Origin of the sequence: Actinokineospora auranticolor, from assembly GCF_002934265.1 — a bacterium.
Classification (GTDB): Bacteria; Actinomycetota; Actinomycetes; order Mycobacteriales; family Pseudonocardiaceae; genus Actinokineospora; species Actinokineospora auranticolor.
The window spans coordinates 1-14,609 of sequence record NZ_PTIX01000048.1; the positions used below are offsets into that span (position 1 = coordinate 1).

General features: G+C 66.5%; 9 protein-coding genes. 3 read left to right on the forward strand and 6 right to left on the reverse strand.

The window, feature by feature from the left end; genetic code table 11:
- Nucleotides 1–71 precede the first annotated feature (71 nt).
- The 6 genes from CLV40_RS36595 to CLV40_RS36620 form a co-directional block, all read right to left on the reverse strand.
- Entirely contained in the window at nucleotides 72–890 is an 819-nt protein-coding gene (locus CLV40_RS36595) for a DUF6461 domain-containing protein (protein ID WP_219824215.1), read from the reverse strand.
- A gap of 54 nt (nucleotides 891–944) precedes the next feature.
- Complete coding sequence (locus CLV40_RS36600; RefSeq protein WP_104483630.1) at nucleotides 945–1,280, reverse strand: NucA/NucB deoxyribonuclease domain-containing protein; 336 nt, start codon at nucleotides 1,278–1,280, stop codon at nucleotides 945–947.
- 751 nt (nucleotides 1,281–2,031) lie between these two features.
- Nucleotides 2,032–2,574 carry a hypothetical protein gene (locus CLV40_RS36605; RefSeq protein ID WP_104483631.1) on the reverse strand — a complete coding sequence of 181 codons (543 nt, stop codon included), beginning with the start codon at nucleotides 2,572–2,574 and terminating at the stop codon, nucleotides 2,032–2,034.
- Nucleotides 2,575–2,628: 54 nt separating this feature from the next.
- On the reverse strand, nucleotides 2,629–3,765 hold the full coding sequence (locus CLV40_RS36610; RefSeq protein ID WP_104483632.1) for a hypothetical protein: 1,137 nt from the start codon (nucleotides 3,763–3,765) through the stop codon (nucleotides 2,629–2,631).
- 8 nt (nucleotides 3,766–3,773) lie between these two features.
- Nucleotides 3,774–4,106: a type VII secretion target gene (locus CLV40_RS36615; RefSeq protein WP_104483633.1), complete on the reverse strand. Its 333-nt coding sequence runs from the start codon at nucleotides 4,104–4,106 to the stop codon at nucleotides 3,774–3,776.
- 2 nt (nucleotides 4,107–4,108) lie between these two features.
- On the reverse strand, nucleotides 4,109–4,588 hold the full coding sequence (locus CLV40_RS36620; protein WP_104483634.1) for a YbaB/EbfC family nucleoid-associated protein: 480 nt from the start codon (nucleotides 4,586–4,588) through the stop codon (nucleotides 4,109–4,111).
- Between the two features lie 1,642 nt (nucleotides 4,589–6,230).
- On the opposite strand from CLV40_RS36620, the gene CLV40_RS36625 reads away from it, so the two are divergent.
- From CLV40_RS36625 to CLV40_RS36635, 3 genes are all read left to right on the forward strand, one after another.
- Nucleotides 6,231–9,089, forward strand: a complete 2,859-nt coding sequence (locus tag CLV40_RS36625; RefSeq protein WP_245931824.1) for a LamG-like jellyroll fold domain-containing protein — start codon at nucleotides 6,231–6,233, stop codon at nucleotides 9,087–9,089.
- A 171-nt stretch (nucleotides 9,090–9,260) separates the two neighbouring features.
- Entirely contained in the window at nucleotides 9,261–10,544 is a 1,284-nt protein-coding gene (locus CLV40_RS36630) for a hypothetical protein (protein WP_146108416.1), read from the forward strand.
- Entirely contained in the window at nucleotides 10,442–14,404 is a 3,963-nt protein-coding gene (locus CLV40_RS36635; protein ID WP_146108417.1) for an RHS repeat domain-containing protein, read from the forward strand. Before CLV40_RS36630 ends, CLV40_RS36635 begins: the two co-directional genes overlap by 103 nt.
- Nucleotides 14,405–14,609: the final 205 nt, after the last annotated feature.

Here is a 14,609-nt window from a genome sequence, read left to right on the forward strand (position 1 = left end):
TCGGCCAGACCGCCGCCCTCGCGCACACCCAACCCAAGATCCACCACCGCAGGCTACAGCCCCGCCATGACCTAACCGACCGGCATTGCGCCTAGCCGCGCCGCTGCTGCCGCGACCGCCCGGGCCATCCCCATCCCCTCGGCCCGCCCACCGACCACCGCCGCGTCCCGCGCCAGTTCTCTGGCGTGCAAAGACAGCACATACTGGACGGCATCATCCTGTTGCAGGGTGAGTGATCGTGCTACGAGCCCGTGTCGCAGCACGCCGGTGTCCGAGCACGCCGCCCGGACCGCACGTTGGACGAACTCCGCATCCGGCCGGATATCCGCGTACGCCGCCAACAACGAGTCCGGATCACCAAGCCGGAACACCTCGTGCGACACCAGCAACGCCGCCTGGCGCCGTCGCGCCAACCAGTCGGCCGTGACCTCGGCGCCGATGGCTCTGCCGACCATCGTCAACGCGGACTCCCGACCGTCGTCCACGAAGTCCAGGCCCGGTCGATACCGGTCCAAGCTTGCTTGGTCGACTCCGCGCGTGTCTGGGAATTCCCCGAACTCGAATGTCGTCAACTCGACTCCGTCGCGCCAGTGACTCACCCGACTCACGGCGGTCACGTTCCAATACGCGGTCAGCGCCTCGCCGCCGACGGACAACCGCCGCAACGTCTCAGGCCGTGCTCCCGTGAACCCGTTGTTCTCCAGCAGCATCGACCAAGTTCCCACCTCGGCGAACAACGCATAACCGAGATCACGCGGATAGGCCGCTTCCTGAGCTTCCCCTGCCTCGTCAAACGACATCTCGACACCATCAAGCGGAAATCCACCGTACCGATCCAGCGCGACACAAATTGGGACACCACTGACCACCGTGAGGCACAAGGGATCCATAGCCCACCCTAACCCACGTGGGGCTCGCCAAACACGAGCCCCACGCGTTCAACATCAGGGATACGTGAAACATCCAGTCTGCTTGTCCGGCGGCGGAGTCCCGTCGATCCGGACGTAGAACGGGTCGAACACGTCGAGAATCCGGTCGACCCCGTACCAGGTCTGGAACTCCCGTCCTGCGGCCTGGTTCTGGTCGGAGTTGACCGGGCAGGCCGAGAAGCGCCCCCGGTCCGGGTTTGGCTGCGCCGACGCCCCCTGCCAAGTCGCGGCGAACGGGAACTCGTCGCAGTCCCGGCCCTTGGCGGAGTAGGTCGGGTCGATCTTGCGGCACTCGGCCTTGGCCGCGTCCCGGTTTCGGTCATTCAGCCACTTGATCGTGGTCCGGTTCAACGGTCGCCGCCAGCGTCACGGACACGACAAGGACCGAGCTCCCGTCACCGCACCTGCTCGACATTCACCCGTCCTGACGCTCGCCAACACCACTCATCGGGAGAAGCGGACGTTCACAGCACGCGAAGCTAAGACCCGTCCGTACGACTGGTCCTGCCGAGCAGGTCAGCACCTACCCTCCGCCGCCTCCTGACACATCTGGCCGCGCCAGCGCGAAGCGCGCCTCCACAACCAATCTGCCAGCGCGAATCCGCAGGTCAGCCCCGTTCTCATCCTTTGGTACTCCCGCCAGGGAATCGAACACACACCGGAGCTGGAGCAGAACTGGAGAGTTGTGCCTACTTGACCGGCTATCAAGTGCGTTCAACCTGCGTGAACCACTCCCCCACACGCTGCGGATTCTACATTTCCTCAGGTCAGCGCCATGTTTGGCCGCCACTGAGGGCCAAGGAGACGCATCTCCCGCGAGGTCATGGGTCGCGCTTCCCAGCATGCTCGGTTCGAAGAACTATGACGTCTCGCTACCAGGCCACTCTGGCTCGTGCCACGTCAACGTTCCTCTGCGACTCCCACCCCAACCGGTCGGTCGTCGCTGGACTGGCAGCGCGTACACCGGGGCGATCTGGCTAGCTCCCCGGGCTGGCGCATGACCATCTCCATCCCGCCATTCGTGTGAACGATGAAGGGAGCATGCTCGCAACGACGATCGCTTTCGACTCCCGGGTTATGGATCGAGATCCCGCCGGAGGAATCATGTGGCACCAAGCGAGTTCTTGAGGATTCTGGATTCTTCGATGCTTAAGTGGTACCGCAACTCCGAGCCGTCGGACCAGGTGATGGTCCGGTTGGCGATCGACATTCGAGGCAGGGCTGGAGCAGTGGCCTGCCAGAGGACTTTCGCTGGTAAGGCTTCGCCAGGGGTGGTGTACGGGTCGCCCGTATCGACCAGGGCCAGGTGGGATTGGGAGAACGCGAGCCAAGGGGTGTGGGCAGTGCGGCAGGTGTCGGCAAATGTCACGCCAGCGGAGTTCTCCGTGCCGGTTATGCGGCCGGTTCTGGAAAAGATGTTCGCTGCACCACCACCGCCGATCGACAGGACTATGTTGACGACCGCGCCGATGGGAACGAGCAGGGTGTTTCGAAGGAAGCGGCGGACGAGACGTGTGCCCTTGACTGTGCCGTCGGTTCGTCGACCAGGAACCCGGTACTCGGGTGCCATCTCGCCGAGGAGAACCACTGTGGCCGTCTCGCGCCACTGGTTCTCCACAAGCTCCCGGACCTCTTTGCGGTACACCGGTATCGTTCGCTCCACGAGGTCTCAGCCTACAGCGATCGGGTGCGCGCGAACCTACATCTCAAGGTTGCGCCGCGTCTCCTCCACGTCGTGGTCGCCGCCGATGCCGCTCTCATTGAACGCGGGCCCGTCGGAGCGCAGCTCTTCGTAGGTCTCCTTGCCCACGCTCTTGGCGGCGCCGATGCCGCTCTTGATTCCCACCCCCGTTACCAACGGCGCGACGCCCGAGGCTGCACCGAACGCTGTGGTGAGCACCCGGCGGCTGGGAATGAAGACGTCGTGTTCGGCCACCTTGCCGACCACGGGGGTGCCGCGCTGGCCCTTCTCGACGAGCTTGCCGACGCGGAACTTCTCGGCAACCTTCTCGATCTTGCCCGCGTACTTCTGCAGGAACTTCATGAAGTCGTCGAGCAGCCTGCCGAAGACCCCCAGGTGTTTAGTGACCTTGGCGAAAACGCTTGCCGCCTTGGCGATCGAGGCGGTCATGGCGGCGGCGACGGAACCGCCCAGCGTGATGACCGAGGAGGCCAGCGCGGGGAGCCAGATGGTGATCAGCCAGGACACCAGCTCGGAGATGATGGCCTTGATGACCTCTTCGATGACCACCATGACCATGGACCACATTCGCAGGACCTCGGCGACCGAACCCGCGGTCGACCCTACGCCGCTGATGCCGGTGGCGAAGTCGGCCAACGCGGCACGAGCAGCATCACCCGCTTCGTCCTGCCAGTCAGCGAGGGCCGAGTCGCCCGTGACGATGAAGTCCTCGGAGAGAGCGGAGAAGCCCTGGGCGATCTCGACGAAGTTCTCCGCCGCATGGCCGATCGCCGGGCCGTCACCGGACACTTGGTGCAGGGCGTCCTGCAGCGGCTGGACCAGTTCGAGCAGCATGTCCAGGCCGTGGCTGACTAACCAGCCGATGGGGTCCATGGCAAAGAACGTGACGTCCACCGCGGCGCCTGAGACGAACTTGGCACCATCGGCGGCCAGTTGACCGGATGCGGCGGCGAGGTCGCCGAGGTCGTCGGCGGAGGTGAGTTGCTGGGCGTGCTCGGCGATCGACTTGCCCGCCTTCCACACGTTGCCCACCACGGGCGTCTTCTCTGCCGCGCGGTCGGCATTCGCGGCGAGGCTCTCGTCGTACTCGGTTACGTTGAGCGTCTCGGCGATGCTCTTCTTGGGACTAGTCACGGTGCTCCCTAGCGCGGGCCGTCGATGGCGACTTCGTGCGCGCCGAAGCGCATGACCGCGTCATCCTCGGTGCCCTGGTAGACAGCGGCGGTGTCGAGCAGTTTGTCCGACAGCGCCGTCACGCCTTCCTGCAGGTCCGCCAACAGCAATCGTAGGTCGGCGAGCTTGTCGGCATACGACTTCTTGGCCCACACGCCCATGACGCCCCACGCCTCGTTGTCCACGTCGGCGGCGTCGATGACCCTGCCGAAGTTGACCGCCTCGGTCTCGTAGTAGCCGAGCTGCCTCGCATAGGCGGTCAGAGCGGACGGATCGACGTTCGTGTGGTTCGGAGCAGTCATCGTCATCCTCGTGATCCGTAGATGGAATCGTGGCTGAAGTCGTCGTCGTCCGAGCGCGCCGCGCGAGGTTGTGACGGCTGGTACTGCGTAGCGGTTCCCGCACCGGCTGCCCACGCCTCGGCCTGTGCCTGGCGGACGTGCTCGGAGGTGTTGGCACCGAGCTCACCACCCACGGTCTCGTCGACGATCGCCACCTGCCGACGCACAGCCTCCGCGACCGCCTCGCGCAGGGTGGTCATGATCGCGGCGGCCAGCGTGGGCGCAGCCTGCCGAAGCGCGTCCGGGGTCAGCTGGATGTCCTTGACCGCACCGCCCGCGCCCGCCACGACCCGCACCGACCGATCGGGCGAGATCGCCACGACCTCCAACTCAGCGAGTTGCTCCTGCATCTGCCCGACGCCGCTGAACCTCGCCTCAGCTTGCCTGATCCGGGCCTGGAACCCCTCGAACTCAGCGGTGAGCCGTTCCAAATCGGCGGACACGATCAACTCCTCACTACTGTGGCTCTACTTGACCAGTAGCATGACAGGGTCGTGGTGACTCCATCGACCCGATGGATCGACGAACCCCTAGGCGTGGCAGTCCGCTCGCGGATAGTGGATAGCGGAAAGCGCATCTTCGATCTCGGTGCCGGTTAACCAGGGCGGTGTCGTGAACCGACCTTTACCACGCACCACTCAGAGTTGCCATCGAGCTATGACTTCAAGCGAGAACACCAAATCCGAGTCGCGGCTGCTCCAACCGAGGCACCCAGGGCGACCACGTGTTGGTCCACGGAGGCGCAGGAGCCACATCGGAGAGTTGCACCTACTCGACCGATCGACAACTGCGCACAACCTACGCAAATCGCTCTCCCACACGCAGCGGATTCTCTGTTTTCGCTGGTCGGGGCCATGTTCGACCGCCGCTGGGGGCCAAGGAGCCGCATCTTCCGCGGGGTTATGGGGTCATCTTCGCTGCTTTGCCACGTCTCGACTAGCAGAAGCACACTGACCAATGAGCCCACTCTACTCGCGGACGATCCTGGTAACACCACATCGCCCAGAGCGGTGGAGACGCCGGGGGCGCTCATCCACGCGGCACCACCTCTCATGGTGCGCTGCGCGCGAGTGGGCTGGCGGCGCAGACCATGCCGAGGGCCTGCTGCTCCTCCGCCCACTCGACCACCCGCGGCCACAGCTCCCCCCGGTCGGGTACCGCTTGGCGGAGGGCCGTCCTCCAATCCGTTGGAGTACGACGTCTGGCAACCGCACAAGATGCCTGGATCTGCACCCGAATGGCCGCTCGACGTTGTACAGCCTTCTGTGCGCTAGATACTTGATCATGGCCGGTCGGCGATGAGGTCGCGCTGCGGCAGCGCGGTGTGCGGATAGTGAACTTTGCCTCGGTGGATCGCGAACAGCGTGGAGTGGTCCGGAGTGGTCCACCACCCGGCGTGACGGGATCTTGTGGACGGTGGTGGCGGAAATCCGCTGGCCAGGCAGCGTGTCGCTAAGAAGGTTGCCTGATTGGGCCCACGATGTCCGACAAGACGGACAAAGTGGCAATGGTTGGTGATTTTCAAGATCTACGTACGATACGTTTTGACGATCTTTGAGGGTTCCTGGTAACCATCTGTTGTTGACACGACGTGTCCGGTGCGTCACCCGGGGTGCGCATTCAGGACTTGGTCCGGGGGAGTCACTTGATGGTGTCTGGTAGAGCGCTGCTGTGTGCGGCGCTGTCGTTATCCATAGTGGCGGTCGTGCCATCGATCGCCGAGGCGGCTGCCAAGCCCGGTACTCCCGAGTCCGCGGCCATCGCCGCGGCGGGGAGAGCGGGCGGCCGGTGGCGGTGGTGGAAGAGACCACTGAGACCGCGGAGGTGGTGGCCAACCCTGATGGAACGTTGACCAGGCGGGAAAGCCTGGAGCCGCAACGGGTCAGGCGGGAGGGCAAGTGGGTTCCGATCGATCTGTCGCTCGAGGTGCGAGCTGACGGGTCGGTGGGGCCGAAGGCGGCCGCGGTCGACGTGCGGCTGTCCCGCGGTGGAGCGGGTGATCGGCTCGCTGTCGCGGTCAGGGACGGCAAGGAGATCGGGATCGGTTGGGACGGCGCGCTTCCCGCGCCTCGTCTCAGTGGTGCGGTGGCCACCTATCCGGAGGTGTTGCCCGGTGTCGACTTGACGGTGCGGGTGACCGGCAAGGGGTTCAGCCAGCTGTTGGTGGTCAAGAACCGTGAGGCGGCTGCGGATTCCCGGCTCAAGGAGATCTCGTTCCCGCACCACACCCGCGGCGTGACGCCTCGGGCGACCGCCGAGGGGAAGATCGAGGTCGTCGACGAGCAAGGGGCGGTTGTCTTCGGGGGTGACGCCTCGCGCATGTGGGACTCGTCGGTGCGCGTCGCCGCCACGTCGGCGAGCAGGTCGGCGAGTTCGTTGTCCACCATGGGTTTCGAGGTCACTCCCGAGGCCACGGTGGTGCGGCCGGATCCGGGGTACCTGACCGCGCAGGAGCGGGTGTTTCCGGTGATGATCGACCCGGAGTACTGGTGGGCGGGGACAAAGCTCAACCACGCGGTGGTGCAGAGTGCGTGGCCGGATGAGCACAACTTCAACAAGACCAGCGGTGACCTCGGCGATTTGAAGGCGGGGTACCAGAACGGGTACATCTCGCGTTCGTACTTCGACTTCACCGTGGCCGCGATGCACGGGAAGGTGATCCACCGGGCGAAGGTGCGGCCGCGGGTGGTGCATTCGTGGGGTTGTGCGGGTGGTCCGACCGAGTTGTGGCACGCCTGGGGGGTGGGGTGGGACACCACCTGGAACCACCAGCCCGCGCTTGGTGCCAAGCAGGGGGACATCGGCAAGGCCAACAACGCCGCGTACTGCCCCAGTGACGGCGCCGCCGAGGTGCCTGTCGACGGCCCCGTGCGCGCGGCCGCCGCTGAGGGGTGGGCCACGGTGACGTTCATGCTGCGGGCCAAGAACGAGGCCAGGCAGGAGGATTGGCGGAAGTTCGCGCTGGACCCGGTGCTCGAGGTCGTCTACAACAGCTACCCGAGCCTGCCCGCGGAACTGGGTATGGAGGGTGGCCTGATCCCGTGCGTGACCGGTGGCACCCGGCCGTTCGTCGCGACCCCCACGCCCCGATTGCGGGGTAAGGTCTCGGATCCGGACAACGGGATGCTGAGCGTGCGGTACGCGCTGCACCGGGGACCGGTCGGCGACAGCCAACTCGTGTGGAACGCGACGCAGGACAACGTGCCGTCCGGATCGTTTTCAGAGGTCACGGTCCCCTCGGGTGTCATCGTCGACGGTGTCTATAACTGGTCCCTCTACGCCAATGACGGTGGACAGAGTTCCCGGTGGGTGGGCAACTGCGAGTTCGAGATCGATCGGGTGGCGCCAGGCGTGCCTGCCATCACGTCGACCGACTACCCGGGCGGCGGGCAGCAGACACCGGCGGGTGGGGTAGGCCAGACCGGTACGTTCACCGTGTCCGCGAACGGGACCGCCGACGCCGTCGCTTTCCTGTGGTCGGTCACCGATCAGCAGAACGACGACCCCCAGACTCGGATCGCCGCGGACGCGCCGGGTGGATCCGGGGTGTTCCGGTGGACGCCGACCGCCAGCGGCGCGTTGAACGTGTTCGTGCGCTCCGTCGACCGCGCGGGCAACCGGTCGCCGATCGTGCGCTACCCGGTGTACGTCAACGCCGGTGACCCGTTGACCGGGAGCCTGAACGGGCACTGGAAGCTCGACGGCAACCTGGTCGACTCCTCGACCGGCGGTCGTACTCTGGTCGCCGAGGGCGGCGCCACCACGACGGCGACCGGCTACCTCGGTCAGGCGGCCCCGGTGGGCAATGGGAAGTACCTGCACACCAACACCTCGGTGCTCGACACCGCGACCAGCTACTCGGTCTCGGCGTGGGCGCGGCTGGACCAGACCGGGAACTGGGCCGGTGTCGTAACCCAGGACGGCTCGCGCAACAGCGGTTTCCAACTGCAGGCCACGCCCGACGGCAAGTGGGCCATCGTGATGTTCAGCCGCGATCAGGACGGTGGCGGGCCGGTCCACGCCCGCGCGATCTCACCCGAGAACGCGCAGATCGGCGCGTGGACCCACCTGACCGGTGTCTACGACCACGGTGTGGGCGAGTTGCGGCTCTACGTCAACGGCGCCTTCGCCGTGAAGGTCACCTACACCAGCACCTGGTCGGCCTCCGGGCCGTTGCAAGTCGGCGCCTCACAGTGGGCGGGCAACCGCATCGAGACCTTCCCAGGCGCGATCGACGACGTCCGCGCGTACCAACGCGTCCTCGTGCCGAGCGAGGCGGCGGCGCTGGCCAACGAATCCGTGCTCCGGGCGCACTACCCCCTGAGCAAGGGTTCCGGTACCACTGCCACGGACCTCGTCACGAACAGCAACGCGACCCTGGCGGGCACCGCTACGTGGGCGCAGGTCGGCGGGGAGGACGCCGTCAAGTTCACCGGGCAACTCGGCGCCGGATACGGTGCCGTCGACGCTCCCCGGCCCACCCTGCGCACCGACCGCTCCTACACGGTCTCGGCGTTCGTGCGGCTCGACACCACCGAGTACGCGGCGTACGCGGCGGTGAGCCTGCGTGGCACGCGCAACTCGCCGTTCATGCTGGAATACCGGCCCGAGTTGAAGAAGTGGTCCCTGCAGGTCTCCCACAGCGAGACCCAGGACGGTGTCTGGTGGGCCCCCGCGAGCGATGTTGTGGAGTCGGGTAGGTGGGTGCACCTGACCGCGGTCTATGACCACGCGCGGCGCGAGGTCCGGATGTATGTCGATGGCGCGTTCGCGGGATTGACCGCGGGCGTCACGGGTTGGAACGGCGCGGGTGAGTTGATGATCGGTGGCGGCGTGTGGCGTGGCCAGGCCGTCGACCCGTTCCTCGGTGCCGTGCGGGGTGTGCGGGTCTACTCCGGCGCGCTTCCCGACGAGCTCATCGGCCAGCTGCCCGTCCAGAACTGAGTTTCCCCACATTGAAACGACCTTTGGGGGTCAGGTATGCCCGCTAGACGCCTGGTACCCGGGATGGCGTGGTGCATGAGCGTGGTCTTGACGGCCACGCTCGTGCAGGCGCCTCCCGCGGTGGGCGATCCGAGTTACGTGAACCTTCCCGCTCCGCAGCAAGAGAAGTCCGTGCCGGGAGGACCGGTCCAGGCCAGGCCCGTGCCGCCCAACGAGGTGGACAAGGCCGTGGGCAAGCCGGTGGCGGAGACCCGGTGGCCGGGTTCCGCCTCAGCCGAAATCGCCTTGGCGGGCAAGCCCGCGGTGAGCTTCCAGAAGGCCGGGAACCTGCCGGTGTCGGTGTCCGCGCCGGCCGCGTTGACGTCGAAGGCCGGGTCGAAGGTCAAGGTGTCGACTTTCGACCAAGCCCACTCGGCGAAAGCCGGTGTGACCGGCTTGGTGTTCTCGGTGAACGACGCTGGCGGCGCTGCGGGGTCTCCGCTGTCGGTGCGTGTCGACTACCGCGAGTTCGCCAACGCCTACGGCGGCGACTACGGCTCTCGCCTGACATTGGTGCGGTTGCCGGACTGCGCCGCGACCACGCCGGAGCGGACCGAGTGCCGCACCGGCACGCCGGTCCACTCGACCAACAACGTCAAGGAACGCGCGGTCACCGCGGACGTGGCTCTGCCTGAGGGCCAGAAGTCGTCGTCCGCAGTGTTCGCGGTCGCCGCGGCCCCGTCCGGAGCGGGCGGATCCTTCGGGGCCACCAACCTCTCCCCCGCGGGCCAGTGGTCGGCGGGTGGTTCCAGCGGTGACTTCACGTATTCGATCCCACTGCGGGTCCCACCACCGACCGCCGGTATCGCACCGAAGATAGGCCTCGGTTACTCCTCGGGTACCATCGACGGCCGTACCAGCTCGTCGAACAACCAGGCCGGGTTGCCCGGTGATGGTTGGGAGCTGAGCGCGGGCGGCGGGTTCATCGAGCGCCGCTACCAAGCGTGCGCCGACGACCTCGGTGGCAACAACGGTCAGCGCAAGACCGGCGACCTGTGCTGGAAGACCGACAACGCGATCATGTCGCTCAACGGCGTGTCCGCGGAGCTGGTGCGGGTGGGTACCAGCAACATCTGGCGGCCCAAGCAGGACGACGGCTCCAAGGTCGAACTGCTGACCGGCGCGACCAATGGCGACAACAACGGTGAGCACTGGAAGATCACCAGTACCAACGGTACCCAGTACTTCCTCGGCCTCAACCGGCTTCCCGGCTGGGCGGCGGGCAAGCCGGAGACGAACTCGGCGTACACGGTTCCGGTATTCGGCAACCACGCGGGTGAGGACTGCAACCAGGTCGCGTTCGCCAGCTCGTGGTGTCGACCGACCTGTTCGCCCCCGCACCGTCGCGGGTGTGGTTCGACACCGCCGAACGGTGCCTGCCCACCCAGACGTTCGCCTGCAACCCGGACCAGCTGACCAAGGACACGGCGAAGTCGTGGCCGGATGTGCCGTTCGACCGGATCTGCAAAGCGGGCGAGCGGTGCGAGAACCGGTATTCGCCGTCGTTCTTCACCCGCAAGCGCCTGGTCAAGGTCCTGACCCAGGTCCGCCGCGACGACGTGCCCGCCGAGGTGAAGTGGCGCGACGTCGACTCGTGGACGCTGCGCCACGAGTTCCCCGACACCGGGGACGGCCTCTCCCCCGCGATCTGGCTGGCGGGCATCACCATGACCGGCCACGTCGGCGGAACCCTGTCACAGCCAGAGATCCTCTTCCACGGTCGCTCGATGCCCAACCGGGTCGAGGCCGGTGATGGGCTGCCGCCGATCACCCGGTTCCGGGTCGAGCGGGTGCGCAACGAAGCGGGCGGCATCACCGAGGTCAAGTACTCCGACCGGGAATGCGTGCACGGCACCAACATGCCCGCCAACCCGGAGTCCAACGCCAAACGGTGCTTCCCGAGCTGGTGGCTGCCCGAGTTCGGTCAGGACCAGGTGCTCGGCTGGTTCCACAAGTACGTGGCGACCGACATCACCGAGGACGACCGCACCGGTGACTCGGCGCTGAAGAAGACGCACTACGACTACCTCGAGAACCCGGCCTGGCACTTCGACGACAACGACTTCACCGACATGGCCCACCGCACGTGGTCGCAATGGCGCGGCTACGGCAAGGTCCAGACCACAGTCGGTGAACCGGGCACCACGCAGAGCGTGACAGTCGAGCGGTTCCTGCGCGGAATGGACGGCGACCGACTGCCGAACAACGGCAACCGCACGGTGACGGTCACCGACTCCGACGGGCGGGTGCACACCGACAGCGAGTGGCTGGCCGGGTTCGCGCTGGAATCCCAGGCGTACAACGGTCCGACCCTGGAGTCGGTGTCGGTGAAGATCCCCTGGGTACGCGGGCCGACCGCGACCGCCGGGGACGACAAGGCGTACATGACCAACACCGCCGAGGTCCGCGGTCGGACGCTGATGGGCGACGGCTCATGGCGGCACACCGCCGTGGTCAACACCTTCGACGACCGCGGCAACACCACCAAGGTCGACGACGCCGGCGACACCGCCGTCACCGGAGACGAAACCTGCGCGACGACCACCTACGCAACCAACGAGTCGGCGCACATCTTCACCCGCCCGGCGTCGATCCGCTCTACCGCCAAACCCTGCTCCGACTGGCCGGGCGCGGCAGCGGATCTGCTGGCAGAGAGCCGTTCCAGCTATGACGGCCTCGCCTACGGGGCCGCGCCGACCAAGGGCAACCTGACCGCCACGGAGCGCTGGACCGGCACGGCGTGGCAGCTCACGCAGCGGACCACCTACGACGAGTTGGGTCGACCGACCGAGGTCGTCGACTCCGAAGGACGCAAGACCAAGACCGCCTACACCCCTGCCGGCGGCGACTTCGGTGTCCGCACGGTGACCAAGACCGACCCCAAGGGGTTCAGCGCGGTCACCGAGATGGACCCGGCCCGGTCGTTGGCGCTCAACGAGACCGACATCAGCGGCCGACGCGCCGACATCGAATACGACCCGCTAGGCCGGACCGTGCGCGTCTGGGCGCCCGGCCACGCCAAGGCCGACAACCCGTCACTGCCCAGCTCGGTCTACGAGTACGAGTACCGAACCGACGCACCGACTGTCGTCACCTCCAAGTCACTGCGCGAAGACGGCAACTACATCGCCTCCTACACCCTCTACGACGGCCTGCTGCGTGAGCGACAGACGCAACTCCCCGCCGTCGCGGGCGGTCGTCTTCTCAACGACTGGCGCTACGACTCCCGGGGCCAGCAGTACCGGGTCAACGGGGCCTACTACAACGAGAGCGAGCCCGGCAAGGCGCTCTTCGAACCGCTGGACAACGCGGTTCCCAACCAGACCATCACCGAGTTCGACGCCCTCGGCCGGGAAACCGAGGTCATCTACCGCAGACTCGGCGTCGAGCAGTGGCGTACCTCGTCCAGCTACGGCGGTGACCGCACCACGGTCATCCCGCCGCTGGGCGGCACGACGACCACGGTGATCCGGGACGTCCACGGCCGCGCCACCGAGAAGCGCCAGTACCACGGGCGCCAACCCACCGGCGCGTACGACTCGACCAGGTACGCCTTCAACGCCCGCGGTCTCCAGGACACCATCACCGCCCCGGACGGGTCGGTGTGGCGCTACGAGTACGACGCGCTCGGCCGCAAGACCGCCGAGCACGACCCGGACGCCGGGACCACTCGCACGACCTACACGGCAGTGGACCAGGTCGACACGACGACCGACGCCCGTGGCATGTCAATCCGGTCCGAGTACGACGTCCTGGGCCGCAAGGTCGCCGAGTACGAGCGGCGCGGGACCGGACAGGCGGAGACCAAGGTCGCCTCGTGGAACTATGACGCGATCAAACCGGGTCTGTTGGATTCCTCGACCCGATACGCGGGTGACAAGTCCTACGTCAACAAGGTGTTGGAGTTCGACCCCGCCGGGCGCGCGACGAAGACCAGGGTCGAGGTTCCCGGTGGCGAGGACAAGCTCACCGGGAACTACGACTTCAAGGCCTCCTACAACTCTCGCACCGGTCGGCTCACCTCGACTGTGCAGCCCGCCGCGGGTGGGTTGGGCGCGGAAGTCGTTCTCCACAAGTACAACGAGCTTGGTCTGCCGACCGAGACCTACGGCGCTGAGAAGTACGTGCCGGAGACGCTGTACTCCAAGTATGGCGAGGTTCTGCGGCTCACCCAGGGGTCGGGGTCCAAAACCGTCTACACCTCGATGTTCTACGAGGAAGGCACCCGGCGGCTCTCCGGCGTCGACGTCCAGCGCAACGTCCAAGGCAACACGTACATCGCCAAGCGGCAGTACGGCTACGACCCGTCGGGCAACATCACCAAGCTGACCGACGGCCCACCCGGGGCGTTGCCCGACACGCAATGCTTCAGCCACGACTACCTCAAGCGAATGACCCGGGCCTTCACCCCCGGCAACGGCGACTGCCAGGCACAGCCGACGGTGGCCGGACTCGGTGGACCGGCGCCCTACTGGCAGGACTACGAGTACGACATCGCGGGCAACCGCACCAAGGAAACCGACCACAGGTCCAACGGCGACACCGTCCGGACCTATGCCTATGGCGGCCCGAACGGTGCCCAGCCGCACACCCTGCGGTCGGTCACCCAGAACGGTCCAGGCGGGACCTCGCAAGACACCTTCGACTACGACCCGACCGGCAACACGACCGCTCGCACGGTGTCGGGCTCGACCCAGCGCCTGGAGTGGGATCCCCTCGGCCACACCGAGAAGGTCACCGAGCACGACGGCCGCCAGTCCAACTACCTCTACGACGCCGACGGCGACCGCTTGATCAAGCGGGAAGCGGCCACCACCACGCTCTACCTCGGTGGCATGGAACTGGTGCTGAACAACAGCACCAAGAACCTCACTGCACGGCGGTACTACGACCACGGCGGTTCCGTCGTAGCAGTCAGGACCAGCGGTGCCAACGGCGGGCTGTTCTGGCAGCTCGGCGATCACCAGGGCACGTCGGTGACCACGGTCAAGTCCGACACGCTGGAGGTCAACCAGCGCAGGCAGGACCCGTTCGGCAAACCCCGCGGCACGTCACCCACGACATGGCCGGATGACAAGGGATTCGTCGGCGGCACCAAGGACGACACCGGCCTGACCAACCTCGGCGCCCGCCAGTACGACTCGGCAACAGGCAGGTTCATCTCCGTCGACCCGGTGCTCGACACCGACGACCCACAACAGATGAACGGGTTCGCCTACGCCAACAACTCCCCCGTCACCAACTCCGACCCCTCCGGCCCAATGCCACTAACTTAGGCTAGGTGCGAGGATTCTGATGGTGGCCGGACCCTGATGTCGAACGCCTTGATGTTTGCCCTTTTTGGTGGGGTAGCGTTTATGGCGTCCACGTTTGGCCACACGGGGGTACGTTCGGTGCCTTCGGGCCGCGAGGTGTCTCTCGTTGATTTCCGCGCGGGTCTCCGATAACGCTCTCGCTTGGCGTTCAGGGGGAAAAATCCGC

Bases quoted from the DNA above. Each gene is read 5' to 3' on its own strand.
- CLV40_RS36595 (WP_219824215.1), bottom strand. From the start codon at position 890: ATGGATCCCTTGTGCCTCACGGTGGTCAGTGGTGTCCCAATTTGTGTC.
- CLV40_RS36615 (WP_104483633.1), bottom strand. From the start codon at position 4,106: ATGACTGCTCCGAACCACACGAACGTCGATCCGTCCGCTCTGACCGCC.